The sequence below is a fragment of the Amycolatopsis sacchari genome (genome assembly GCF_900114035.1).
Lineage (GTDB): Bacteria > Actinomycetota > Actinomycetes > Mycobacteriales > Pseudonocardiaceae > Amycolatopsis_E > Amycolatopsis_E sacchari.
On sequence record NZ_FORP01000004.1, the window covers coordinates 204,450 to 226,501 of the forward strand.

Annotated in this window: 23 protein-coding genes; 9 read left to right on the plus strand and 14 right to left on the minus strand. The window is 72.3% G+C overall.

What is annotated here, in order from left to right; genetic code table 11:
* Window positions 1-17: 17 nt before the first annotated feature.
* A complete protein-coding gene (locus BMZ92_RS09555; RefSeq protein ID WP_218153429.1) occupies window positions 18-1,022 on the minus strand; it encodes an ABC transporter permease in 1,005 nt (334 codons plus the stop codon).
* A complete protein-coding gene (locus BMZ92_RS09560) occupies window positions 1,019-2,554 on the minus strand; it encodes a sugar ABC transporter ATP-binding protein (RefSeq protein WP_091505401.1) in 1,536 nt (511 codons plus the stop codon). The genes BMZ92_RS09555 and BMZ92_RS09560 overlap by 4 nt, the downstream gene beginning before the upstream one ends.
* A 218-nt stretch (window positions 2,555-2,772) precedes the next feature.
* Here BMZ92_RS09560 and BMZ92_RS09565 point away from each other — a divergent pair, with 218 nt between their 5' ends.
* From BMZ92_RS09565 to BMZ92_RS09575, 3 genes are read left to right on the plus strand one after another with little or no spacing between them, the layout of a single operon-like run.
* Complete coding sequence (locus BMZ92_RS09565; protein WP_091505402.1) at window positions 2,773-3,504, plus strand: SDR family NAD(P)-dependent oxidoreductase; 732 nt, start codon at window positions 2,773-2,775, stop codon at window positions 3,502-3,504.
* Window positions 3,501-4,988 carry a xylulokinase gene (xylB, locus tag BMZ92_RS09570; protein WP_091505403.1) on the plus strand — a complete coding sequence of 496 codons (1,488 nt, stop codon included), beginning with the start codon at window positions 3,501-3,503 and terminating at the stop codon, window positions 4,986-4,988. Before BMZ92_RS09565 ends, xylB begins: the two co-directional genes overlap by 4 nt.
* Window positions 4,985-5,926 carry a phosphotriesterase family protein gene (locus BMZ92_RS09575; protein ID WP_091505404.1) on the plus strand — a complete coding sequence of 314 codons (942 nt, stop codon included), beginning with the start codon at window positions 4,985-4,987 and terminating at the stop codon, window positions 5,924-5,926. The genes xylB and BMZ92_RS09575 overlap by 4 nt, the downstream gene beginning before the upstream one ends.
* Before the next feature lie 3 nt (window positions 5,927-5,929).
* Here BMZ92_RS09575 and BMZ92_RS09580 read toward each other — a convergent pair whose 3' ends face one another.
* A complete protein-coding gene (locus tag BMZ92_RS09580; protein ID WP_091505405.1) occupies window positions 5,930-6,493 on the minus strand; it encodes an NADPH-dependent FMN reductase in 564 nt (187 codons plus the stop codon).
* 87 nt (window positions 6,494-6,580) lie between these two features.
* On the opposite strand from BMZ92_RS09580, the gene BMZ92_RS09585 reads away from it, so the two are divergent.
* A complete protein-coding gene (locus BMZ92_RS09585; RefSeq protein ID WP_091505406.1) occupies window positions 6,581-7,075 on the plus strand; it encodes a MarR family winged helix-turn-helix transcriptional regulator in 495 nt (164 codons plus the stop codon).
* Between the two features lie 305 nt (window positions 7,076-7,380).
* Here the strand turns inward: BMZ92_RS09585 and BMZ92_RS09590 are convergent, their stop codons facing one another.
* From BMZ92_RS09590 to BMZ92_RS09615, 6 genes are all read right to left on the minus strand, one after another.
* Complete coding sequence (locus tag BMZ92_RS09590; protein WP_091505407.1) at window positions 7,381-8,073, minus strand: class E sortase; 693 nt, start codon at window positions 8,071-8,073, stop codon at window positions 7,381-7,383.
* The gene (gene wsfD / locus BMZ92_RS37310) at window positions 8,073-9,788 is read right to left on the minus strand and encodes a glycan biosynthesis hexose transferase WsfD (protein WP_091505408.1); all 1,716 of its coding nucleotides are present in this window, start codon (window positions 9,786-9,788) and stop codon (window positions 8,073-8,075) included. Before wsfD ends, BMZ92_RS09590 begins: the two co-directional genes overlap by 1 nt.
* On the minus strand, window positions 9,785-10,684 hold the full coding sequence (locus BMZ92_RS09600) for a septum formation family protein (RefSeq protein ID WP_091505409.1): 900 nt from the start codon (window positions 10,682-10,684) through the stop codon (window positions 9,785-9,787). Before BMZ92_RS09600 ends, wsfD begins: the two co-directional genes overlap by 4 nt.
* Window positions 10,681-12,054 (minus strand): XrtP-associated glycosyltransferase, encoded by a 1,374-nt coding sequence (locus BMZ92_RS09605; protein ID WP_091505410.1) that lies wholly within the window; start codon window positions 12,052-12,054, stop codon window positions 10,681-10,683. Before BMZ92_RS09605 ends, BMZ92_RS09600 begins: the two co-directional genes overlap by 4 nt.
* Window positions 12,051-12,659 carry an exosortase/archaeosortase family protein gene (locus BMZ92_RS09610; RefSeq protein ID WP_143249835.1) on the minus strand — a complete coding sequence of 203 codons (609 nt, stop codon included), beginning with the start codon at window positions 12,657-12,659 and terminating at the stop codon, window positions 12,051-12,053. The genes BMZ92_RS09605 and BMZ92_RS09610 overlap by 4 nt, the downstream gene beginning before the upstream one ends.
* Window positions 12,660-12,901: 242 nt before the next feature.
* Window positions 12,902-13,120, minus strand: coding sequence for a hypothetical protein (locus tag BMZ92_RS09615; protein ID WP_091505412.1), 219 nt, complete (start codon window positions 13,118-13,120; stop codon window positions 12,902-12,904).
* 313 nt (window positions 13,121-13,433) lie between these two features.
* Here BMZ92_RS09615 and BMZ92_RS09620 point away from each other — a divergent pair, with 313 nt between their 5' ends.
* On the plus strand, window positions 13,434-13,730 hold the full coding sequence (locus BMZ92_RS09620) for a DUF1540 domain-containing protein (RefSeq protein WP_091505413.1): 297 nt from the start codon (window positions 13,434-13,436) through the stop codon (window positions 13,728-13,730).
* 29 nt (window positions 13,731-13,759) lie between these two features.
* Here BMZ92_RS09620 and BMZ92_RS09625 read toward each other — a convergent pair whose 3' ends face one another.
* A complete protein-coding gene (locus BMZ92_RS09625; RefSeq protein WP_091505414.1) occupies window positions 13,760-14,623 on the minus strand; it encodes an SDR family NAD(P)-dependent oxidoreductase in 864 nt (287 codons plus the stop codon).
* An 81-nt stretch (window positions 14,624-14,704) separates the two neighbouring features.
* On the opposite strand from BMZ92_RS09625, the gene BMZ92_RS09630 reads away from it, so the two are divergent.
* Both BMZ92_RS09630 and BMZ92_RS09635 read left to right on the plus strand, forming a co-directional pair.
* On the plus strand, window positions 14,705-15,346 hold the full coding sequence (locus BMZ92_RS09630) for a TetR family transcriptional regulator (RefSeq protein ID WP_091505415.1): 642 nt from the start codon (window positions 14,705-14,707) through the stop codon (window positions 15,344-15,346).
* 190 nt (window positions 15,347-15,536) lie between these two features.
* Window positions 15,537-16,079: a DUF3455 domain-containing protein gene (locus BMZ92_RS09635; protein ID WP_091505416.1), complete on the plus strand. Its 543-nt coding sequence runs from the start codon at window positions 15,537-15,539 to the stop codon at window positions 16,077-16,079.
* A 17-nt stretch (window positions 16,080-16,096) separates the two neighbouring features.
* Here the strand turns inward: BMZ92_RS09635 and BMZ92_RS09640 are convergent, their stop codons facing one another.
* A complete protein-coding gene (locus tag BMZ92_RS09640) occupies window positions 16,097-16,969 on the minus strand; it encodes an AraC family transcriptional regulator (protein ID WP_245782976.1) in 873 nt (290 codons plus the stop codon).
* A 150-nt stretch (window positions 16,970-17,119) separates the two neighbouring features.
* On the opposite strand from BMZ92_RS09640, the gene BMZ92_RS09645 reads away from it, so the two are divergent.
* On the plus strand, window positions 17,120-18,184 hold the full coding sequence (locus tag BMZ92_RS09645; RefSeq protein WP_091505417.1) for a DUF2235 domain-containing protein: 1,065 nt from the start codon (window positions 17,120-17,122) through the stop codon (window positions 18,182-18,184).
* 4 nt (window positions 18,185-18,188) lie between these two features.
* Here BMZ92_RS09645 and BMZ92_RS37315 read toward each other — a convergent pair whose 3' ends face one another.
* The gene (locus tag BMZ92_RS37315; RefSeq protein ID WP_177228620.1) at window positions 18,189-18,362 is read right to left on the minus strand and encodes a hypothetical protein; all 174 of its coding nucleotides are present in this window, start codon (window positions 18,360-18,362) and stop codon (window positions 18,189-18,191) included.
* Between the two features lie 146 nt (window positions 18,363-18,508).
* On the opposite strand from BMZ92_RS37315, the gene BMZ92_RS09650 reads away from it, so the two are divergent.
* A complete protein-coding gene (locus BMZ92_RS09650; RefSeq protein WP_091505418.1) occupies window positions 18,509-20,077 on the plus strand; it encodes a DUF11 domain-containing protein in 1,569 nt (522 codons plus the stop codon).
* A 139-nt stretch (window positions 20,078-20,216) separates the two neighbouring features.
* On the opposite strand, the gene BMZ92_RS09655 is transcribed toward BMZ92_RS09650, so the two are convergent.
* A complete protein-coding gene (locus BMZ92_RS09655; RefSeq protein ID WP_091505419.1) occupies window positions 20,217-21,275 on the minus strand; it encodes a saccharopine dehydrogenase NADP-binding domain-containing protein in 1,059 nt (352 codons plus the stop codon).
* A complete protein-coding gene (locus tag BMZ92_RS09660) occupies window positions 21,272-22,024 on the minus strand; it encodes an LLM class flavin-dependent oxidoreductase (RefSeq protein WP_091505420.1) in 753 nt (250 codons plus the stop codon). The genes BMZ92_RS09655 and BMZ92_RS09660 overlap by 4 nt, the downstream gene beginning before the upstream one ends.
* Window positions 22,025-22,052 lie beyond the last annotated feature (28 nt).

Here is a 22,052-nt window from a genome sequence, read left to right on the forward strand (position 1 = left end):
TGTCCACAGTGGATGGGTCAGTGGCCGCGCGCGGAGCGCCCGCGGCCGATGGTGGCGAGCCCGACGGCGAGCAGGATGAGCGCGCCGCGGAAGGCGTCCTGCAGGAACGTCGAGACGTTGAGCAGGACCAGCAGGTTGGAGATGACACCGAAGATGGCGGTACCGATCACGGTGCCGACGACGCGGCCCTGCCCGCCGTTGAGGCGCGCGCCGCCGATGACGACGGCCGCGATCGCGTCCAGCTCGAACAGGTTGCCCGCGGTGGGCGTCGCCGCGCCGACGCGGGACACGAGCAGGAAGCCGCCGAGCCCGACGAGCAGCCCGGCGATGACGTAGACGGCGACGAGCGTGCCGCGCACCGGGATGCCGGAGGCCTGCGCGGCCTCCACCCGGCTGCCGACGGCGAACACGCGGCGCCCGAACACCGTGCGGCGCAACAGGAACGCGAGCCCGATCGCGACGAGCACCCAGATGATGCCCAGCAGCGGGACACCGGCGATGGTCGTCGTGCCCGCGACCGTGAAGCCGGACGCGGCGGGGGTCAGCGGGCTGCCCTCGGTGTAGGCGTAGACGAGCCCGCGGGCGAGCGCGAGCATGCCGAGCGTCACGATGAACGGCTCCAGCCCGCGGAAGGCGACGAGGAACCCGTTCACCGCGCCGAGCACCATGCCGACGACGAGCGCCACGAGCAGTCCGACGAGCGCCGACGACCCGCCGAAGAGCCCTGCGGAGAGCACACAAGCCAGGCCCAGCACGGAGCCGACGCTGATGTCGATCCCCCCGGAGATCACGACGAGCAGCTGCGCCAGCGCGACGATGCCGGTGACCGAGATCTGCAGCACGAGGTTCTGCAGGTTGCGGGTGGTGAGGAACGCGTCGCTCGCGAGCGATGCGATCACCAGCAGCGCGATCAGGATCAGCAGCGGGTACTGCTGGCGCAGCCAGCCCCCACCCCGTCCGCGCCAGAACGACCGGGCTTCGCTGCCAGCGCCCGTCTCCAGCGTTTCTTCCACAGCGGTCACGCCGCCTCTCCTCCCAAAGCCGTCCTGATCAGGTCGTCCGTCGTCGCGTCGGCCGTGTCGAACTCGGCCGCCACCTGGCCGTCGCGCAGGACGAGCACGCGGTGGCACAGCATCAGCGCCTCCTCGGCCTCGCTCGTGACCACGAGCACGGCCCGGCCCTGGCGGCACAGGTCGTGGATGATCCGGTAGATGTTGAGCCGGGCACCGACGTCGATGCCCTTCGTCGGCTCGTCCAGCACGACCACCTCGGGGTCGGCCTCGAGCCACTTGGCCAGGCACACCTTCTGCTGGTTCCCGCCGGAGAGCGTGCTGGTGAGCACGTCCGGCCCGCCCTTGATCTGGAACCGCTTGATCAGCTCGGTGACCCGAGCGCGCTCGCGACGCCGTCGCAGCACGCCGAGCCGGGAGGAACTGCCCAATGTGGACAGTGTGAGGTTCTCCCCGTTGGTGAAGTCCGCGACGAAGCCTTCGCGCCTGCGGTCCTCTGTCAGGTACACGACGCCGCGTCGCAAAGCCTCGCCAGGCGAGCGCAGCACGACGGGGTTGCCGTCGAGCGACACCTCCCCGGCGAGCGCCCGCTGCTGCCCGGAAACCGAGCGCGCGACGGAGGAACGGCCGCTGCCGACCAGTCCGTAGACGCCCACGACCTCGCCCTTGGCGACGTCGAACGACACGTCGCGCGCCGAGCCGGCGGACAGGCCGCGCACGGTGAGCGCGGGCGGCCCCGCGGTCTCCGGCAACGCGGGCGGGCGGTCCAGCGCGGTGACGGCCTCGCCGATCATCATCGTCGTGACGTGCCCGGCGTCCGTCTCGGCGGCGCGGACGACGTCGACGAGGTTTCCGTTGCGCAGCACGGCGATCCGGTCCGCGAGCGCGAAGACCTCCGGCATCCGGTGCGACACGAACACCACCGCGGTGCCCGCGGCGCGCTCCGCCGCGACCATGCGCTCGATCTCCTTGAAGTGCTCCTCGGAGGTGGACGCGGTGGTCTCGTCGAGGATCAGCACGCGGTGCGGCGTGACGGTGGCGCGGGACAACGCGAGCATCTGCCGTTGCCCGGGCGCGAGCTGCCGGGCGGGCATGCGCGGGTCGAGGTCGCCGAGCCCGACGTCGCCCAGGATCCGCCGCGTCTCCGGGTCGTCCCCGCGGCGCGCGAGCTTCCACGGCCGGACGTCGCTGCCCGCGCGGAGCCGGTACAGCCACACGTTTTCCGCGAGCGAGAAGTCGTCGACGACCAGGGGTTCCTGGTGCATCAGGAGGATGCCGGCGCGTTCGGCGTCGGCGGGACCGGTGACGGGGCCGTCGTGCCCTTCCACCCGGATCTCGCCGTCGTCCGGGGCTTCCTGGCCGGCGAGCAGCCGGGCGAAGGTGGACTTGCCCGCGCCGTTGGCCCCGCAGACCGCGAGCACTTCGCCCGCGTACCCGTCGAGGTCGAGGCCCTCCAGTGCCCGGACCCCCGGATACCTCCGGCCGACCCCGCGGGCCGAGAACACCACCCGGGGTGACCCCGGTGGCCGGTCGGCACTACTCATGCGCACCTCCTCGTGCCAATCAAGTTGTAGTGAAACTACACATCGATCCGCCGATCGCCTAGCCCCTTCCGACTCCGCCGTGGCTCACGTCACTCGGATGGCCTAATAGGACCTTGCGCAGCGTGAGATAAGCTAGCGAAACTACAGAACCCGGCGGTGCGGCCCTCTTCTCTCGGTGGTGACGGGCCGTACTCGCCCGCGTCCGCGAAGAGGGGAAGATGACCGAGCGATTTTCCGGCCGCCGCATCGCCGTCACCGGCGCCGCAGGCGGGATCGGCAGCGCGCTGTGCCAGTCGCTGCGCGACCAGGGCGCCCGCGTGCACGGGCTCGACCGCGACGGCCTCGACCGGCTGCCGGAAGGCGTCGAGGGGGCGCGGGTGGACCTGCGCTCCGAGGAGTCCGTGGTCGAGGTCGTCCGCGCCCTGTACGCGCAGGACCCCACGCCGGTCGACCTCGTGACGTGCGCGGGCATCGTCGAGGACGACGTCGCCGCCGAGGACATGCCGATGGACCTCTACGACGCGGTGATGGGCGTCAACCTGCGCGGCGTGTTCCTGACGTGCCGCGAGTTCGGCCGCGAGCTGCTGCAGCGCGGCGGCGGCGCCATCGTCAACGTCGCGTCGATGTCCGGCACCGCGATCGTCAACCACCCGCAGAAGCAGTCGGTCTACAACACGACCAAGGCCGGGGTCAGCGCGCTGACCCGCTCGCTGGCGGTCGAGTGGGGGCCGCGCGGCGTCCGCGTCAACGCGGTCTCCCCCGGCTACGTCGACACCCCGCTCAACGCGCTCAAGAAGCACATGCACGAGCAGTGGAAGGCCGAGACGGTGCTCGGGCGCTTCGGCGAGCTGCGTGAGATCACGTCCGCGATCGAGTACCTGCTCAGCGACGAGGCCTCGTTCTGCTGCGGCACCGACCTGCTCGTCGACGGGGGGTTCTCCCTGCGATGATCATCTCCCACGACCTCGGGACCACCGGCGACAAGGCGACCCTCGTCGACGAGACCGGCACCGTGCTCGCCGCCGTGACGGAGACCTACGGCACCGACTTCGGCCCGCGCGGCAAGGCCGAGCAGGACGCCGACGCGTGGTGGGCCGCGGTCTGCGCGGCGACGCGCCGGCTCGTCGCGCAGCACCCGGCGGCGCTGGACCGGGTCGAGGGCATCTCGTTCTCCGGGCAGATGATGGGCGCGGTGCTGCTCGGCGACGACGGCCGCCCGGTGCGGCCCGCCATCATCTGGGCGGACACGCGGTCGGTGGACCAGACCGCGCAGCTCGTCGAGCGCGTCGGGATGGAGAAGGGGTACTCGATCACGGGGCACCGGCTCAACCCCACCTACTCCCTGTCGAAGGTGATGTGGGTGCGGGACCGGGAGCCGGAGGCGTTCGCGCGGACGCGGCACGTCGTGCTGGCGAAGGACTACGTGGTGCACCGGCTGACCGGTGTGCTCGCTACCGACCCGTCGGATGCCAGCAGCACCAACGCCTACGACCAGTCCACAGAGGACTGGTCCGGTGAGCTGCTCGACGCCGCCGGGCTCGACCGGGCGTTGTTCCCCGAGATCCTCCCGTCGACCACCGTCGTCGGGAAGGTGAGCGCCGAAGCGGCGCGGGAGACCGGGCTGCGCGAGGGCACGCCCGTGGTGCTCGGGGGTGGCGACGGTCCGATGGCGGCGCTGGGCGCGGGCGTGCTCGACGCGGCGAGCGGCGCCTACGCCTACCTCGGCTCGTCGTCGTGGGTTTCGCTCGCGGCCGACGCGCCGCTGCACGACCCGCGGATGCGCACGATGACGTTCAACCACGTCATCCCCGGCCGCTTCGTGCCCACCGCCACGATGCAGGCGGGCGGCGCGTCGCTGGAGTGGATCGTGTCCACGCTCGCGCCCGGCGACGACCAGCGGTACTCCCGACTGCTGGGCGGCGCCGCGGAGGTCACCGCGAGCGAGGACGGGCTGTACTTCCTGCCGCACCTGCTCGGCGAGCGCTCGCCGTACTGGAACCCCAAGGCGCGCGCGGTGTTCGCCGGGCTGGCCCGGCACCACGGTCCCGCGCACCTCACGCGCGCGGTGCTCGAAGGCGTGGCCTTCAACCTCTACACCGGGCTGCGGGCGTTCACCGAGAACGGCGCGAGCATCGACCACGTGGACGCGATCGGCGGGGCGGCGAACGCGGGCGTGCTGCTGCGGATCTTCGCCGACGTGTGGGGCGTGCCGGTGCGGCGGCGGGAACTGGCGGACGAGGCCACGTCGCTCGGCGCGGCGATCGTCGGCGGGGTCGGCGCGGGTGTGTTCGGCTCCTTCGACGTGGCACGGCGGTTCGCCGAGAACCGTGCGGAGGAACGCCCGGATTCCGCCGCGCACCAGCGTTACGCGCGGGAGTACGAGATCTTCATGGACGCCTACCGGCGGCTCGAGCCGTGGTTCGAGACGCTATGATCCGGACCGTGCTCGGCGACGTGCCCGCCGCCGGGTTCGGGCCGGCCGACTACCACGAGCACCTGTTCCAGGTGAGCCCGCTGCTCACCGGGGACGAGCTGGACGACGAGACCGCGAGCGGCGAGGAAGCGCTTTCCCTTGTCACCGCGGGGATCTCGGCGATGGTCGAGGCGACGCCGACGGGGCTGGGCCGGAACCCGGCCGCGGTCGCGCGGATCAGCCGCGCGACCGGACTCCAGGTCGTGCACGTGACGGGCGCGCACCGCGAGGAGCACTACCCCGCCGGGCACTGGCTCCGGGACGCGGACGACCTCACCGCCCGCTTCACCGCTGACGTCACCGAAGGCCTGCCCGCCGAGGACTCCCCCGCCCGCGGCCCGGTCGCCACCGGTCCGGATGGCGAGCCGGTGCGGGCGGGCATGGTGAAGGCGGGCGTCGGCTACTGGCGGATCTCACCGTTCGAGCAGCGCGTGCTGGCCGCCGTCGGTGAAACCGCGGCGGCGACGGGCGTGCCCGTGATGGTGCACCTGGAGTACTGCTCGGCGGCGTTCGAGGTGCTGGAACTCCTTGCCGCGCAAGGGGTTCCAGCACACCGCGTGGTGCTGGCGCACGTGGACCGCAACCTCGACCCCGGCCTGCACGCCGAGCTCGCGGCAGTCGGGGCCTACCTCGGGTTCGACGGTATGGCCCGGCACCGCGAGGCGCCGGACTCGGCGATCCTCGACGACCTCGAACAACTCGTCACCGCCGGGCACACGCCGAGAATCCTGCTGGGCGGGGACGTCGCCCGCCGCGGCCGCTACCGGGCCTACGGCGGGCTGCCCGGCCTCGACTACCTGCCGCGCCGGTTCCTGCCGCGCCTCACCCGCCGCGTCGGCGAGGACGCGGTCGGCGAGATGCTGCGGCACAACCCGGCGCGGCTGCTCACCCTGTCCTGACGCTCAGGCGCGGACGGTCTTCAGCGCGCGGGACCAGGACTCCAGCTGGTCGAACAGCACGCCGGCCGCCTCGTCGTGCTGCGGGCCCGGCTTGAACGCCGAGAAGTTCTCGAAGTCGGTGTACAGGGAGAACGACAGCTGCTGGCGCACGTGCGCGAGCTGCAGCTCGCTGGCGATGGCCCGCAGGTGCTCGATCGCCCTGGCGCCGCCGAGCGCGCCGTAGGACACGAACGCGGCGGCCTTGTTGTTCCACTCGCCGTAGAGGTAGTCGATGGCGTTCTTCAGCACGCCCGAGGTCGAGTGGTTGTACTCGGGGGTGACGAAGATGAAGCCGTCGTAGGAGGCGATCTTCTCGGCCCACGCCTTGGTGTGCTCGTTGGCGTACTGGCCCAGGGAGGGCGGGATCGCCTCGTCGAGGTGCGGCAGCGGGAAGTCCGCCAGGTCGACGAGCTCGTAGTCGGCGTCGCTGCGCCCCTTGGCCTTCTCCAGCACCCAGTCGGCGACGGCCTTGCCGTTGCGGCCGGGGCGGGTGCTGCCGAGGATGATCGCGATCTTGAGGTCGCTCATGGTTCTGCCGGTCCTTTCGTATGAACGTTCATACGCAACCTAGCGCGGTTGATATGAACGTTCAAGTGGCGGTGCTAAACTGGGCGCATGTCACGTTCCCCCTCCTCCGCCGGGCCCCGCTGGCTGGACGCGGGCGAACTGAAGACCTGGCAGTGGTTCACGCTCCTGCTCAACGAGCTGCCCCACGCTATGGGCAGGCAGCTCCAGCGGGACGCCCAGCTGAGCTACCTGGAGTACTACGTGCTGGCGGGTCTGTCCGATCAGGCAGACCACCGGATGCGCATGTGCGACCTGGCGGTGCTGGTGAACTCGGAGCAGTCCCGGCTTTCGCACCTCGTCGGCAGGCTCGAGAAGCGCGGCTTCGTGCGCCGCGAGCCGGACCCGGCCGACGGCCGCTACATGCACGCGATCCTCACCGAGGCCGGGTACAGCCACCTGCGGGAGGCCGCGCCCGCGCACGTCGAACACGTCCGCGAGGTGGTCTACGACGCCCTCGACGCCGACGAGCTGCGGGCTCTGCGGACGATCTCGGAGAAGATCGTCCGCAGGCTCGGCGACCGGCGGCCGCTGAACGGCGAGTGACGAGCCGACCGCGCGGTGTGGATGGGCGCTTCCCGCCGCGGTTCCCCCGCGACGGGAAGCGCCCCGTCCGATGTGGACACTACGGCGGCGGCAGCGAGAACCCCGCGGCGGCGATCGCCGTCACCCCCACGACGGCGAGGCGCCGCACCGGTGTCGTCCGCGCACTGCGTGCTGTCATGATCTTCCCCCGGTCATCGCCCGAAAATCGGCGAGACCGAGCATGCCCGCACGTCCACCGGGGCACATCCGGCATCCGGGTGACGCGGCCGGTTTCGTCCGGATTGGTCCGGTCCTGCCGGAAACGGTCAGCCCACCACGGTGTCCGGTGGCACGGTGCGCACGCCGGTCAGGTCGGCGTGCACGATGAGGCGCTGGTAGCTCGCCCACTTCGGGTTGCACGTCGTCAACGTCAGCACCTGTTTCACCGGCTGCGCGGCGGGGTTGTCCGGCACCGGCGCGATCACGTCGACGTCGCTGGGCCGCACGATCTCCGTGCCCGTCACCGTGTACGTGTACACAGTGGACCCCGCCTGCACGTACACCGGATCCCCCGCCGCGACCTGGTCCAGGTCCCAGAACACGCGGGGTGCGCGGTGCCCGGCCACCGCGAAGTTGCCCAGCTGCCCCGGGTACGCGGTGCCCGGGTAGTGGCCGGGGCCGCGGCGCAGGTCCGCCAGCGTCACGCCCTCGACCACCACCCAGTGCAGGTTCAGCCGCGGGATCGTCAGGCGCACCAACGGTTTCCCGTTCGGTGGCGCCCCGGTTTCCCACGGGTTGCCCACGACCGGGGCGGGCAACCCGGCCGGATCGGGCTGGTCCCACTGCCGGTCCAGCTCCTGCTCCAGCGCGTGCTGCTCCCGGTCGGTCTTCGCGGGCACCACGTACAGGTGGTACACCCCGAACAGCAGCAGGACCAGCCCGATCGTCACGAACGTGGAGCCGAGCGCCCCGTAGAGCCTCGGCCGCCACCCCAGCCGCACACGGTTCGCAGTTCTCATCACACCGGCTCCAGCTCCCGTTCCCGCTCCGCGGCCCGTCTCGCCTCCTGCCGGATCCGCTCCTCCCGGCGCAGGCGCTTGCGCTGCCACGGCCACGGCACCCCCGTGTTGGGCAGCCGCTGGTCCGGCAGGAACTGGTCGGGCCTGCCGATCTTGTCCAGCGCCCCGAGCGCGGCGACGAGCAGCGGGAACAGCAGGTAGGTGCTGTAGACCACGAAGACCGAATGCTTGACGATGTCGTTCATCCCGTCGGACAGCAGCACGGACGCCAGCTGCGCCATGGTGTTCAGCGACATCGCCGCGAGCACCCAGCCGATGCCGCGCCCCGACGCCCCGAGCCTGCGGTGGAAGGCCAGCCACAGCCCGAGCGCCAGCGAACCCAGCCACAGCACCGGGAACACCACCCACCGCAACGGCCGGAACAGCGTGAACAACGCCTCCCCGACGAACACGCGGTTCTCGTGCGCGTAGGCGGGCTCGCCGCTGTCCGGCAGGTAGTTGCCCAGGTAGCCGGGCCTGGCCTCGGTCACCGCGTCGAGCCCCTTGTCCAGCACCGCGAAGATCCGCCCCGGGTGCGTGGCGTAGAACTCGACGATCTTGCCCATGCTCATGGTGTCGAGGAACTCGCGGTAGCCCTGCGGCACTTCACCGGGCCCGGACAGGGCCAGGATCGACTCGCCGTTGTACTTCGCGAGGCTTTCGTCGACGCCGAGGTCCTTCAGGTCCTGCTCCGGGTCGGAGCCCAGCGGCAGGATCGTCTCGAACACCTGGTGGAAGTAGTAGATCTCGGTGAGCCACCGCGACTGCGACGCCGAGAACTGGAGGCAGCCGAACACCAGCAGCCCGCAGATCGCGAACGCCGGCGTGCGGCGCAGCCCGCCGACGACTAGGCGGCGCGCCAGCCGCGGCCGCGGCTCCGGCCCCATCTCCGGTTCCCGCCGACGCCGGAACACCTTGGCCAGCAAGGGAAAGCGCACCGGCCGGATCAGCATCGCCGGCAGCACCCCGGCGAACATCGTGATCGTCTGCGTCTTCGCCACCACCGTCCACAGCACCGCGGCGGACACCAGCAGCAGGTCGGACACCGTGGCGTAGTTCCGGCGCAGCAGCCGCAGCAGGGCCGCGATGATGAACAGCATCCCGATGATCGCGGCGGGCTCGCTCAGCGGCGAGATGAAGTACGGCGCGATCGCCGAGTCGGCCGTGAACAGCCCGATCAGCGACACCACCAGCACCCGCACCCACACCGGCAGCGGGAGCGCGGCGCAGATCAGCCCGATCGCGACGCCGAAGAACACCGACACCACGATCCCGAGCATCCGCAGGTCGAGCGCGTGGTGGTAACCGAACAGCGGCGTCAGGAGCTTCGCCAGCCACAGGAAGTACCACTCGCTGCTGTAGTACGGCTCCCCGGTGCCACCGGCGCTGCACGCCTCGCCGTACCAGACGTGCGTGTCGTACACCGGGTTCAGGTACGCCCACACGTCGTGCCCGTTCGGCACCGAGGCGACCTGCAGCTGGCACATCAGGCGGTGGCCGTCGAAGTTGTCCGCGAGCCCGACCGCGCCGCCGACGAACAGCCGGCACAGCATGATCACGGTCCACAGCAGACCCATCGTGGCGGACACGACCGGGATCCGGCGTCCCGGCTCGGCGAGCCAGCCCCACGCGCGCCGCCCGGCCCCGAGCGGCGCGGCGAGTTTCGCGACGGTCACGCCCCCTCCCCCTTCGCGTACGAGCGCACGCTGACGTCGAGGGTCGCCTTCGGGTCGGACGGCGCCAGCCAGCACCGGCCCACCCTGCTGTCCTGCCGGATCGACGGGTCACCCGGTACCTCGACCACGACAGTGAGGTCCGGCCGCGACTTCAGCGGGGCACCGAGGTAGGCCTCGGCCTCGGGGCCGCACAACCGCTGCGCGACGCCGACCATGAAGTCCCTGCCCTTCTCGATCTGGTCCGTGCCGAACAGCAGCCACGGGTTGACCAGCTCGCGGTTGTGCGGCACCGCGCACGTCACCTCGTTGGCGTCCAGGCGGCACGTGCGGAAGCGCGAGCCCTCCTTCGTCTTCATGGCGTCCTTGAACGGGAACGACACCGCGACCGGCGACAACTGTCCACGAGGGACACTCATCACGTCGCACCGCATGCGGCGCTCACCGGCGTTCCACTCCTCCGAGGTCGGGAAGAACGTCACCGTCGTCAGGTCCCGCACCGCGTCGCGGTCGTCCGCGCCGACGTAGGCGTTCAGGGCATCGCCCTGGCACAGGGGCGGTCCCTCCTTCTGCAGCAGGACCGGGCTCGGCCGTTCCTTCGCCGCCGCCAGCTCACCGGTCAGCTCCACCACCTGGTAGGTCTCGGTGGTGTGCTCGGCGTCGCAGCGCACGGACGGCTTGGTGTCGGTCAGGAACGCCCACGACGTCTCGACCGCCTCGTCGAGCTCGTGGCACGAGCCCACCTCCCACTTGGTCAGCAGGGGCCCCGCGCCGAGGCCGGGCGGGCTCTGGATGAACCCGGCCGCCGCGAGGGCGACCCCGCCCAGCGTCACGACCACCAGCAGACTTCCCCAGGCGCCGCGGACGAAGCCGCGCCGCACCTTTCCGGACCGCTTCATTTCGCCACCGCCTCCGCGACGGCCGGCTGCTGCGCCCCGGCCAGTTCGCTGTTCCTCCGCGTCTTCTTCCAGCTGCCCCGCCCGGTGACGAACCGCCCGAAGGCCCGCCAGGCGATCACGTAGTTGAGCACCGAGTACACCGCCACCGCGAGCCCGTAGTAGAGGGCCGAGCGCCGGCTCACCCCGGGTTCGCAGCGGGACCGGTAGAACCAGCCCCAGATCGCGAACTCCCCGATGCCGACGATCGCGTAGGCGAACATCAGCAGCAGCCCGCCGTTGAGCAGGAAGCCCTGCATGAAGTCGCGGTAGGCCGCCGCGTTGAACGCGAACACCGCGAGCGGGATGACGTACACGACCGAACCGATCACCTGCACCCACGGGCGCAGCATGAAGTAGAGGATCTCCAGGAAGCCCGCGGTGGAGAAGCACGGCGAGCCCCAGACCCTGGGCAGGTAGCGGAAGCACTGCATCGAGCCCTGCGCCCACCGCGTCCGCTGCACCACCAGCGGCTGCACCGTCCACAGTGCCTCCTGGTCGACCCAGGAACTGCGGCTGTAGGCCGTTTTCCAGCCCGCGAGCATCAGCCGCAGCCCGAGTTCGAAGTCCTCCAGCAGCGCGTTGCCCCACGGCTCCCGCTTCTCGCCCGCGATGGAGTCGAGCGCGGTCAGCCGGTTGAGCTGCCCGTTGCCGCCCATGTTCACGGTGCCGGTCTTGCGGCGCGTGATCTGCATGGCCGAGATGGGCCCGCGGAACTCGATGTCCTGCATGCGGGCGAGCATCGCGGCGAACCTGTTCGCCAGCGGCCCCTTGCCGGGCAGTGGGCGTGCCACGTCGCGGTTGACCATGCGGACCTCGACCTGCACCGCGCCGACCGTCTCGTCCTCGAACGCGTCCGGTCCGGCGCACAGCTGGAGCATGTTCGGCGACGGCCTGCCGTCGGCGTCCACCACCGCGACGATCGTCTTCGCCCGCGCCCCGGTGTCCCCGACGTGGTCGCTGATCTCCCGGTACCCGTGGTTCAGCGCGGCGCCCTTGCCGAGCCGGGCGTCCGGCAGCCGCCGCGTGAGCAGGTGGACGTTGGCGTTGCGCTCGGCGTGCCCGGCGACGATGCGGGCGGTGCCGTCGGTGGAGGCGTCGTCGATGACCCACAGGTGCGCCTCGGGGAACGTGGTCTCCAGGTAGTCCAGCGTGCCGCCGATGACGGCCTGTTCGTCCCGGCACGGGATGATGAAGTGCCAGTCCAGCGCCCCGGGGTCGCCAGGGCGTTCCGGCTTGGCCTTGAGGAACCCGCGCACCAGGATGCACACGTACGCGAGGAAGATCAGGCCGAGGAAGAACGACAGGCTGATCGAGACCTCGAGGAGGCTCATCCCTCGACCGCCTCCTCCTTGCGCCTGCGGCGGGGCCGGTGGCCGGTCATGATCCGGAGGTAGACGAGGATCGCGGCACCGCCCGCGGCGAGCATCACGAGCGAGCCGATCAGCACGTGCCCCCAGTCGAGCCCGGTCTTGCCGAACCTCCCGGCGAGCGCGACGATCAGCGTGAGCCGGATGTTGTTGGCGACGGCGATGATGACGAACGCGACCAGCGTCGCGAGCACGACGCGGCCCCGGGAGCGGGCGGTGGACAGGAACATCGCGCCGGAGATCGCGAACAGCGGGGCCACCAGCAGCACGCTGCTGCACGCGAGCGAGACGATGATGCCCATGATCCCCGGCGACGCCGAGGTCTGGAAGTACATGACGGGACGGCCGGGCAGCGGGAAGGTGTGCTGGCCCAGCACACCGCTCACGACCTCACTGGCGAGCCACGTCTCCCCCACGCGGTAGCGTTCCTGGAAGACGATCATCGTCACGACGATCGCGGCGCAGCACGCGGCGGCCAGCCAGCCCACCCACGCGTGTCTCCTGCCGGAGTCACCCGGCGCGCCCGCCGGGACGCCCGCCCACGGCGCCGGGATGCTTTCACTGCTCACGAGAGTCCTCCCCCGCACCGTCCGAGCACCGGGAGAGCCCCGCCGACCTGCGGGCTGGTTTCACCTGCGTACATCCGAGTCAACAGTCCCCTCGCCTTCGCAACGACTTTCTCTCCCCCTAGGACCGGAGGACGGCGGCGGACATGACGGCCCCGAACGGGTCATCGGCGCAGGGCCCCGGACAGCCCGGTGCCCGGGCGGATGCGTCATCCGCCCGGGCACCGGGTTCCCGCCGTCTCCCCTCAGACGGCCCCTCCCCCGAACGGCCGCGGCACGTCACCGCCGAGCGCGGCGAGGTTGCGCGCGACCACGTTCTTCCGGACGAACGTCAGGCCCGCGAAGATCAGCATCGCTCCGATCGCGAGCATCAGACCGAGCGCCGGAGAGCCCGTGGCCGCGAGCACCCCGCCGACACCCCCGGCCGTCCCACCGATGTGGGGGTTGATTCCACCTGCGTACATCTGAATGGCTGTCCTCTCACTTCGCCGACTACGACCCTGAAGACGCGCCCGGTGCGGCGGACATGACGGCCTCCTCCGCGCGGAGGAGGCCGCGGCCGGGGAGGCCCCGCCTCACCCGATGAGGCGGGAATGCGATTCGGGCCATTCCGCCGGGGAATTCACAGGGGGCCCCGGAGCTGGGAAAACACGGCCGGAAAAGGGAATCAGGAAAGGCTCACCTAAACAACGGGAAACTGCGCCAAGAGGCATGCGGTGGCATTCTCCGGGGTACCGCATCGACGACCCACCACGAAACAGTTCCCAGGAGGCGGAGATGACCACGACCGAGATGCCCCCCGTGGCCGACTGCACGGTCACCGGCTGTTCCTACAACCACGACGGCTGCCACGCGTACGCGATCACCGTGAGCGGCGAGAACGGTTCGGCCGACTGCGGCACCTTCGTCCCGCTGAACACCAAGGGCGGCCTGGAAAAGGTCGTCGCACAGGTCGGCGCCTGCTCCCGGACGGACTGCCGGTTCAACTCCTCGCTGGAATGCACCGCCTCCGGCGTGCGCGTCGGCCCCGGTGGTGACCACGCCGCGAACTGCCTCACCTACACCCCGGTGTAGCGCACGGCCGGGCCGCGCCCGCGGCCCGGCTACTCCCCCGCCCAGCGCGTGACGTCCCCGCCGGCCTCGTCGTGGTCGGTGGAGACGCTGAGCTCCCGCCACTTCTCGTCCTCGTCCAGCCGGCGCGCCCAGGCGCCCCGCCCGAGCCGGTAGGCGTCGCTGCCCAGCAGCAGCCGCAGCGGGGGCTCGTCGAGCCCCGCGACCGTCAGCACGACCCGCGCCACCTTGGCCGGGTCGCCGTAGGCCTCCTGCTTGAAGTTCCGCATCGCCTCGGCCCCGGCGCCGACCGTGGCCCGGTAGGGCTCGCTGACCGGCGGGGTGTGCATCGACGACCCCGCCCAGTCCGTGCGCATCCCGCCGGGTTCGAGCACGGTGACCTTGATGCCGAGCGGCCGCACCTCACTGGCGAGCACCTCGGAGAACCCGCCGACGGCCCACTTCGCCGCCTGGTAGGCGCTCAGGCCCGGCGTGCCCATGCGCCCGCCGACCGACGACACCTGGATGAGGTGCCCGCCGCCCTGGCGGCGCAGCACCGGGATCGCGGCCCTGCTCAGGTACACGGTGCCGTAGAAGTTGGTGTCGATCTGCCGCCGGAACGCCTCCAGCGTCGTGTCCTCCAGTGCCGCGCGGTCAGCCTGGCCCGCGTTGTTCACCACCACGTCGAGCCGGCCGAAGGCCTCGACCGCCTCGGCGACGATCCGTTCCGCGGCCCCGGCGTCAGTGACGTCGAAGCGTGCCGCGCGGATGCGGTCGCCGTGGGCCGCGACCAGGTCGCCGAGCGAACGCGGGTCGCGGGCCGTGGCCAGCACCCGGTGCCCGGCGGCCAGTGCCGCGGTGACGATCTCGCGGCCGAGGCCGCGCGAGGAACCGGTGACGAGAAAAACCTGGGACATGACAGCTCTCCTTTTACGCAATCCGATTGCGTTAAAACCACCGTAGCACGTAACGCAAGGGACGTGCGTTACAGTGGGGTCATGCACCGCCGCGCCCGCTCGCAGGAAGCCAAGCTCCAGCGCACGGAGGACCTCCTCGCCGCGGCGCGCACCCTCGCCGCCGAACGGGGCGGGGTCCGCCACGTCACGCTCGCCGCCGTCACCGAGGCCGCCGGCCTGCACCCCTCAGCGGTCCGGCGCTACTTCGACAGCAAGGAGGAACTCCTCCTCGAGCTCGCCGAACGCGGCTGGCGGCAGTGGCGTGAGACCCTCCTCGCCCGCGTCTCCGGCGCGCACGACCTCACCCCCGAGCAGACGGCCTCCGCCGTCGCGCAAACCCTCGCCGCGCAGCCGTTGTTCTGCGACCTGCTCACCCACGTCCCGCTCAGCCTCGAAGGCGAGGTCGCGATCGACCGCGCGCGCCGGTTCAAGGCGGCGTCGTTCGGGGCCTACGACGACATCGTGGAGGCGCTGGCGAAGGCGGGCGCGCTGACCCCGGCCCAGGCACGGGACCTGGTGACCGCCGCGGTCGGCATCACCGCGAACCTCTGGCAGGTCTCCCACCCCACGGCGACGCTCGCCCGGCTCTACGCCGAGAACCCGCGCTGGGAGCACGCCGCGCTCGACTTCGAACCACGCCTGACGCGCCTGCTGCGGGCGATGGCCCGCGGGCTCGCCCGCTGATGACGAGACCCCGGGGGTGGGCGGCGGACGCGATCGGCCGCACCGTGCACCGTCCCGCCCAGGTCCCGGCCGGGCTGCCGCTGCCTGAACGTGCAGCGATGGCGTCCGAACGCCCCGGCACGTGAGCCGGCGGTCGCCGGGGCCCGTACCACCCAGTGCGAGGCCCCGAGCCGATCCGGAAGGATTTCCGATGAAACGTGCACTACCGGTCGCCGTCCTGCTCGCCGCGGGTCTGGTGACCGCGGGCTATGCCGGCGCCACCACGGCCACGACGACCGAAAAGGTCCAGACCACTAGCGCCACCACCCGGTACACCCCCGTTCCGCCGGAGCTCCAGGTGCCCGACGGGCACAAGCTCGTCCTGGCCGCCCACGTCGAGCAGGGGGCACAGGTGTACACGTGCTCGGCGGGCGCGTGGACGCTGCTGGAGCCCGCCGCCGTGCTGCGCTCCGGGAGCACCGTGGTGCTGCACACCAAGGGTCCACAGTGGATCTCCCCGGCGGACGGCAGCGCCGTCACCGGGAGCGCCGTCGCGAACGTGCCCGTCGAGGGAGCCGTGCCCCAGCTGCTGCTGAAGGCGACGGCGAACCGCGGCACCGGGCTGTTCGGCTCGGTGGACTACATCCAGCGGCTGGCCACCCGCGGCGGCGTCGCGCCGGCGGGCCAGTGCACCGACGGAGCGCTCCAGGCCGTCCCCTACTCCGCGGAGTACCGCTTCTACTCTCCCGCCTGACCCCGGCCCGGCCCGCCTCACGCGTCCGCGCGGAGGCGGGCCGCGTCCTGTCCCGGCGGGGCGCCGAAGAGGCGCCGGTACTCGCGCGTGAACTGCGACGGGCTGTCGTACCCCACGAGGTGCCCGACCCCGGCGACGTCGCCGGGCCGCGCCAGCAGCAGCGAACGCGCTTCCTGCAACCGGATCCGCTTCTGGAACTGCAGCGGGCTCAACGTCGTGACGGCGCGGAAGTGCCGGTGGAACGCCGAAACGCTCAGCCCCGCCAGCCGCGCGAGGTCCTCGACCCGCATCGGCTCGGCGTAGTGCTCGCGGATCCAGCGGATCGCCTTGGTCACGTGCGCGAGCTCGCCGTCGGCGAGCCCGATCTGCCGGACCCGGCCGCCGAGCGGCCCGGTCAGCAGCCGCCACAGGATCTCCCGTTCGATGAGCGGGGCCAGCACGCGCACGTCCTGGGGCCGGTCGAGCAGGCGCAGCATCCTCGCCACCGGGTCGAGCAGGTCGGGCCCGGCCTCGCACGTCGCGATGGCCGCCTCGGGCCGGGGCCGCCGCGCGGCCGCGGCCTCCAGCAGCAGCGGGGCGATCACGGCCGCCCGCAGCACCAGCCCCAGCGACAGCGCCGGACGGCCCGGCGCCACGTCGACGTAGTGCCCCGTGACCGGCAGGTCGGCGGTGACCAGGAGGCACTGCCCCGCGCGGTACTCGTACGCCCGGTCCCCCAGCAGCAAGCGTTTCCCGCCCTGCGCCATCACGATCAGCAGCGGTTCGGACAGCGCGTACTCGGGCTCGACCTGGTCCACTTTGGACAGCAGCAGCCCCGGCACGGCGCTGCCCAGGTCCGGCCGGGCGTGCGCGGAGATGCGCTCGCGGATCTCGTCCAGCAACGTCTGCACGCTCCCACACAAGCAGCGCCGCCGCGCGTCCCGCAAGCCCGATCCTGGCGAACGGGGCAGGATCGGGCAAGAGCCCGCGCGGATCGGCCGCTGGGGTCTATCCTGCGCTCCGGGGAGCGGCATCCGCCACCGACCGCGGGGAGGCCCGCCATGAGACGACTGGTGATCTGCTGCGACGGCACCTGGAACCGGCCCGACCAGCTGCAGGGCGGCAAACCGTGCCCCACCAACGTGACCAAGCTGGCGCTCGCCGTGGCCGACGAGACCGACGGCGTGCCCCAGCTGCTCTACTACCACCCCGGCGTCGGCACCTACCGGCGGGAACGCCTGCGGGGCGGCGCGTTCGGGTTCGGCCTGTCCCGTGACGTGCGGAGCGCGTACCGCTTCGTCGTGGACAACTACCAGCCGGGCGACGAGATCTTCCTGTTCGGGTTCAGCCGGGGCGCGTACACGGCCCGCAGCACGGCCGGCCTGATCCGCAACGCGGGCGTGCTGCGGCACGAGCACGCGTACCGGCTGCCCGAGGCGTACGACCTGTACCGGGCGAGGGCGGTGCGCCCGCGTGACGTGGAGTCCCAGCTGTTCCGCCGTTCCTACAGCCACGAAACCCGCATCCGGTTCATCGGCGTGTGGGACACCGTCGGCAGCCTCGGCGTGCCCGCGGTGGGCCCGGCGTTCCTGACCCGGCTGCTCAACCGCCGGTGGGCGTTCCACGACACCGAACTCAGCGGCCGGGTCGACGGGGCGTGCCACGCGGTCTCGATCGACGAGAAACGCCGTCCGTTCGCGCCGACCCTGTGGACGCAACGGGAACCCGAGCCGGGCCAGGTGGTGCGGCAGGTGTGGTTCCCCGGTGTGCACGGCGACGTCGGCGGCGGCTACCCGGACGCGTCGGCGGCCGACGTCGCGCTGCTGTGGATGGCCGACCAGGCCGCGGAATTCGGGCTCGGGTTCCGGAAGGACGCGTTCACCGAGGCGGGCGGCTGGGGCGCGGAAGGCGGTTCCCTGCCCGCCGTGGCCCCCGACCCGGCCGGGCCGCTGCACGAGTCGCGGCGGCGGTTCTACCGGCTGCAGCGGCCCTGGCACCGCCTCCGCCACGACACCCCCGGCGCGGCGGGGATGGCGCTCTCCCCGACGGCGTCCGCCCGGTACGACAGCGACGACCGGTACCGCCCGCCGGGCTTCGCGGAGTTCCGCGAGCGGTACGGCGGGTAGGCGCTCAGGCGCGGCGCCGCAGCCATCGCCACGCGAGCCGGTACGGGTCGGATTCCAGTACTTTGCCGGACTGCACCACCACGCGCGCGTGCGCCAGCGCGCGCCGGGCCTCCTGCAGGTCGATCCCGTGCTCGCGGCAGCGCCGGAGAAACCTTTCCAGCGCGTCGTCCTCAGGCACACCAGGAGGATTGACCGCCGGCCGCGTCCGCGAACCTTGATCATCTCATCGAGTGGTCCTCCCCCGCTCGGACGAGCCGCGTGAGGTTCTCCCGGTGCCCTCCGGTCCGAGGAGGTGACATCTACCGAAACCCAAGGAGGGGATCGATGTCACGAATCGGCAGACGCCTGGCGCGGCTGGGCAGCCTGCTCGCCGTGGGCGGGCTGGCGGCACTGGCCGCGGTGGTCTCGGCACCGGGCGCCGGTGCGCAGACGGCCGCCTCGTGCGGGTACGGCGCCGGTGGCCCGAGCGCCTCCACACTGTGCTGGATCAACATGGCGAACTACAACGACACCCAGGCCCGGTCGAGCGCCGGGCAGAACATGACGATGCGGCTCCCCGGCGGCTACACGATGACCTTCAACGTCATCAACCGGCCCCAGGGCACGAACGCGTTCCGGCCGCTGAGGGCGGCCGCGGTGCCGACGTGGGGTCCCGCTTACCTGGGCAACCGCGCCTACCGCGGCATCCCCGGGCAGCCCGCGCTGATGGCCAACGCCGGCGGGACGACCGGGGTCTGGGTCGACGTGGTGACCCTGCGCAACATCGTGGTCCGCGACTCGGCGGGCGCACAGGTGACCGGCTACGCGCTGGTCGGCGCGGACGCCGAGGCGACCGCGGCGAACGAGGGCATCACGTGGCGGTCGAACCAGCGCATCGACCTCCTCGCCCGGCTCAGCCCCGGCGCGGGTGCGGGCGGCTGCCAGAACAGCGTGACCGGGCTGGGCACCACGACGGTCAGCTGCACCGGTGCCAACAGCACCAACGGGACGTGGGGCACCGTCCTGGTCAAGTCGGTCGGCGCGACCTCGTTCTCGCAGACGCTGCAGAGCACCTCGGGCGGGGAAGGCGTCGCCTTCGCCGTCATGACCTCGAAGCTGACGCTCACCAAGTCCGTGGCTTCGCGGGTGCGGCCGAGCGACTCCTTCGACCTGCGGGTGACCTCGCCGGAGGGCACCCTGGCGGGCTCGGCCAGGACGGGCACGGCCGCGACGGCCACGACCGGCACGCTCACCGTGCTGCCGCGCGCCAACGGCAGCCGCTACACCCTGAGCGAGGCCGCGACCGCGGGCAGTTCGCTGGCGAGCTACTCGCAGGCGTGGACGTGCCGCAACGCGACCACGGGCAGCACGACGGTGCTGCCGTCGGGGGCGGGCACCAGCAAGGCGGTGGCCCCGCAACCCGGTGACGACATCACGTGCACGATCACCAACACCCCGCTCCCGGTGGACCTGGCGATCGTGAAGGCGGCGACGCCGGAGGTGAACGTCGGCGGGACGGTGACGTACCTGCTCGTCGTGACGAACAACGGCCGCGGCGACTCGTCCGGCTACACGGTGACCGACCAGATCCCGGCCGGGCTGACGAACGTCTCGTCGAGCACGGCGGGCTGCTCGGTCTCCGGGTCGACGCTGACCTGCACCGGCGGGCTGCTGCCGGCGGGCCAGAGCAGGCAGATCACGGTGACCGGCACCGCCGACGGCACGGTGGACCTGCTGCGCAACACCGCGACCGTGCGGGGTGTCCAGCCGGACCCGGTGCCCGCGAACAACACCTCCAACGCCGCGGTGACGGTCGTCACCGTGCCGATGGTGGCCGCGGGTTTCGCCGGGGTGCTGGGCCTGTTCGGCGGTGGCTGGGCACTGCGCAGGCGCCTGCGCCGCCCGGTGTCGTGACCTGACAGTCGCGAGTGGACGGTCAGCGGGGCGGGTGCCGGAGCGGCGCCCGCCCCGTTTTCCGTCGAGGAACCGATCGGCATCGCCTTCGCCGGCGCCTCGACGACCCGCCCGGGGTCAGCACGACCGAACGGCCGTCCTACGCGCCCGGGACGAACCGTCCTCCCGCTGCCTCCGCGAGCTCGGGACCGAACATCGCACCCGGTGTCCGGGCACCTGGCCGTCCTTCGCCGCGGGCGAGGCGGGCGGCGACCTCAGCGGCCACGGCGGCGGTGAACGCCATGCCCTCCCCCGCCCGCAACCAGCCCTCCCGCGTGCTGCCGTCGGGCCACCACGCCCTGGCGTGCGCCCACGTGAACTCCCGCGGCGCCGGGCGCGCCTTGACCCGCATCGCGGCGAGCCGTCGTTTCAGTGCGCGGCGCAGCGGCGGTACGGACACCAGCGCGGCCACCCCCGGCAGCAGCGCCCGCACCAGCCGCCCGGACGGCATCGCGCCGGTCGCGGCGACGACGTCCGGCGCCCCGCTGACCCGGCGCGCCACCTCCAGTTCCCCGGAGGGCCACGCCGTGGTGCCGACCGTCGTCCCGTCGGGCAGGGTGAGCCGCTCGAACCCGCTGCCGAGCCTCGCCCGCACCAGCCGCCCACCGGCGTAGCGGCGGCTACCGCCGGTCAAGCCGTCGAGCAGCGAGGCCGCGAGCGCCTCGCCGAAGATCCCCTCCTCCATCGCCACCGACGCCACCGCGTCCACTCGCACCCGTTCCGGCGCCGGCTGCCCCGCACACAGCCGCAGCACGACGCTTTCCGTGCCCAGTACGCCGAACCCGGCACCGGGCACCAGGCAGCTCCCCGCCGCGACCGCTTCCTCGTGCAGGTCGAGCACGCCGGTCACCGCCGTCAGCTCGTTCGACAGGTCCAGGTAGTGCGTGCCCCGCAGGCACGCGCGCGCGATGGGCAGCGCGGTCCCGGTGAAGGGGCCGATCGTGTTGACCACGACCGCGGGCCGTTCCTCCGCGACCGCGGCGGGCACCGCCGACGCCGAGACCACCACCCGCGTCCGCGCCCCCAGCTTCTCCGCCAGTTCGTCCAGCCGTGCCTGATCCCGGCCCACGAGGACCGGTGACAACCCCCGTGCCAGCAGTTCCTCGGCGATCACGCGGCCCGTGCGGCCCGTCCCGCCCAGTACCCAGATCCCGCTCATCGTCCCGCCTCCACTGCCTCACGCAAGGCCACCAGCTTCGCGACACCCTCGGCGAAATCCCCGTCCCGCGGCAGCATGAGCACCACGTGGTCGGCCCCCGCCGCCCGCCGTGCGGCGACCCGGGCCGCGGCCGTCTCCTCCGTCACGTCCGGCAGGCAGACCACCAGCAGCTTGTCCGGGCCGAGCACGCGCCGGGCCTCGGCGGTGAACTCCGGCGGCACTCCCGCGGGCAGCGCGCCGTCAGCGATTTCCCCCGCCAACGCGAGCATCTTCGGGCCGTTGGCGGCGATCAGCCGGGGGTACGCCGTGTCCGGGGCGGGCGGCGCCGTGGGGGCGTCCATGCGCTCGCGGTAGTCCCGCACGGTCGCGAGCGGACTGCCGAACCGCCGTCCGGTGCCCTCCGCCTGCGCCGGGTACCCCACGCCGAGACCGAGCACGAACCGGCCCGGGTACGCCTCCGCCAGCTGGGCCGCCGCGGCGTGCAGGGTCTGCGGTTCGCGGGCCCACAGGTTCGCGACCGCCGTGCCGAACACGGTCCGTTCCGTCGCCGCGAGCAGCACGGCGAGCTGCACGAGCGCGTCCTTGCCCCCGACGACCTCATTGGTCCAGACCGCGGGCCAGCCGGCCTCCGACAGCCGGACCGCCCCCTCCCGCTGGGCCGCCACCGGAGGCACCCCGGTGAACGACACCGGCAGCATCACCCCGGCCGGCCCCAGCGCGCGCCGGGCCGCTTCGACCACGTTTCCCATTGAAGATCCTCCCGTTGTGCTGCCCCCA

Excerpts from the sequence above, each read along its gene's own strand:
- BMZ92_RS09560 (WP_091505401.1), bottom strand. The coding sequence starts at position 2,554 with ATGAGTAGTGCCGACCGGCCACCGGGGTCACCCCGGGTGGTGTTCTCG.
- BMZ92_RS09565 (WP_091505402.1), top strand. The coding sequence starts at position 2,773 with ATGACCGAGCGATTTTCCGGCCGCCGCATCGCCGTCACCGGCGCCGCA.
- xylB (WP_091505403.1), top strand. The coding sequence starts at position 3,501 with ATGATCATCTCCCACGACCTCGGGACCACCGGCGACAAGGCGACCCTC.
- BMZ92_RS09575 (WP_091505404.1), top strand. The coding sequence starts at position 4,985 with ATGATCCGGACCGTGCTCGGCGACGTGCCCGCCGCCGGGTTCGGGCCG.
- BMZ92_RS09580 (WP_091505405.1), bottom strand. The coding sequence starts at position 6,493 with ATGAGCGACCTCAAGATCGCGATCATCCTCGGCAGCACCCGCCCCGGC.
- BMZ92_RS09585 (WP_091505406.1), top strand. The coding sequence starts at position 6,581 with ATGTCACGTTCCCCCTCCTCCGCCGGGCCCCGCTGGCTGGACGCGGGC.
- BMZ92_RS09590 (WP_091505407.1), bottom strand. The coding sequence starts at position 8,073 with ATGAGAACTGCGAACCGTGTGCGGCTGGGGTGGCGGCCGAGGCTCTAC.
- BMZ92_RS09600 (WP_091505409.1), bottom strand. The coding sequence starts at position 10,684 with ATGAAGCGGTCCGGAAAGGTGCGGCGCGGCTTCGTCCGCGGCGCCTGG.
- BMZ92_RS09605 (WP_091505410.1), bottom strand. The coding sequence starts at position 12,054 with ATGAGCCTCCTCGAGGTCTCGATCAGCCTGTCGTTCTTCCTCGGCCTG.
- BMZ92_RS09615 (WP_091505412.1), bottom strand. The coding sequence starts at position 13,120 with ATGTACGCAGGTGGAATCAACCCCCACATCGGTGGGACGGCCGGGGGT.
- BMZ92_RS09620 (WP_091505413.1), top strand. The coding sequence starts at position 13,434 with ATGACCACGACCGAGATGCCCCCCGTGGCCGACTGCACGGTCACCGGC.
- BMZ92_RS09625 (WP_091505414.1), bottom strand. The coding sequence starts at position 14,623 with ATGTCCCAGGTTTTTCTCGTCACCGGTTCCTCGCGCGGCCTCGGCCGC.
- BMZ92_RS09630 (WP_091505415.1), top strand. The coding sequence starts at position 14,705 with ATGCACCGCCGCGCCCGCTCGCAGGAAGCCAAGCTCCAGCGCACGGAG.
- BMZ92_RS09635 (WP_091505416.1), top strand. The coding sequence starts at position 15,537 with ATGAAACGTGCACTACCGGTCGCCGTCCTGCTCGCCGCGGGTCTGGTG.
- BMZ92_RS09645 (WP_091505417.1), top strand. The coding sequence starts at position 17,120 with ATGAGACGACTGGTGATCTGCTGCGACGGCACCTGGAACCGGCCCGAC.
- BMZ92_RS09650 (WP_091505418.1), top strand. The coding sequence starts at position 18,509 with ATGTCACGAATCGGCAGACGCCTGGCGCGGCTGGGCAGCCTGCTCGCC.
- BMZ92_RS09655 (WP_091505419.1), bottom strand. The coding sequence starts at position 21,275 with ATGAGCGGGATCTGGGTACTGGGCGGGACGGGCCGCACGGGCCGCGTG.
- BMZ92_RS09660 (WP_091505420.1), bottom strand. The coding sequence starts at position 22,024 with ATGGGAAACGTGGTCGAAGCGGCCCGGCGCGCGCTGGGGCCGGCCGGG.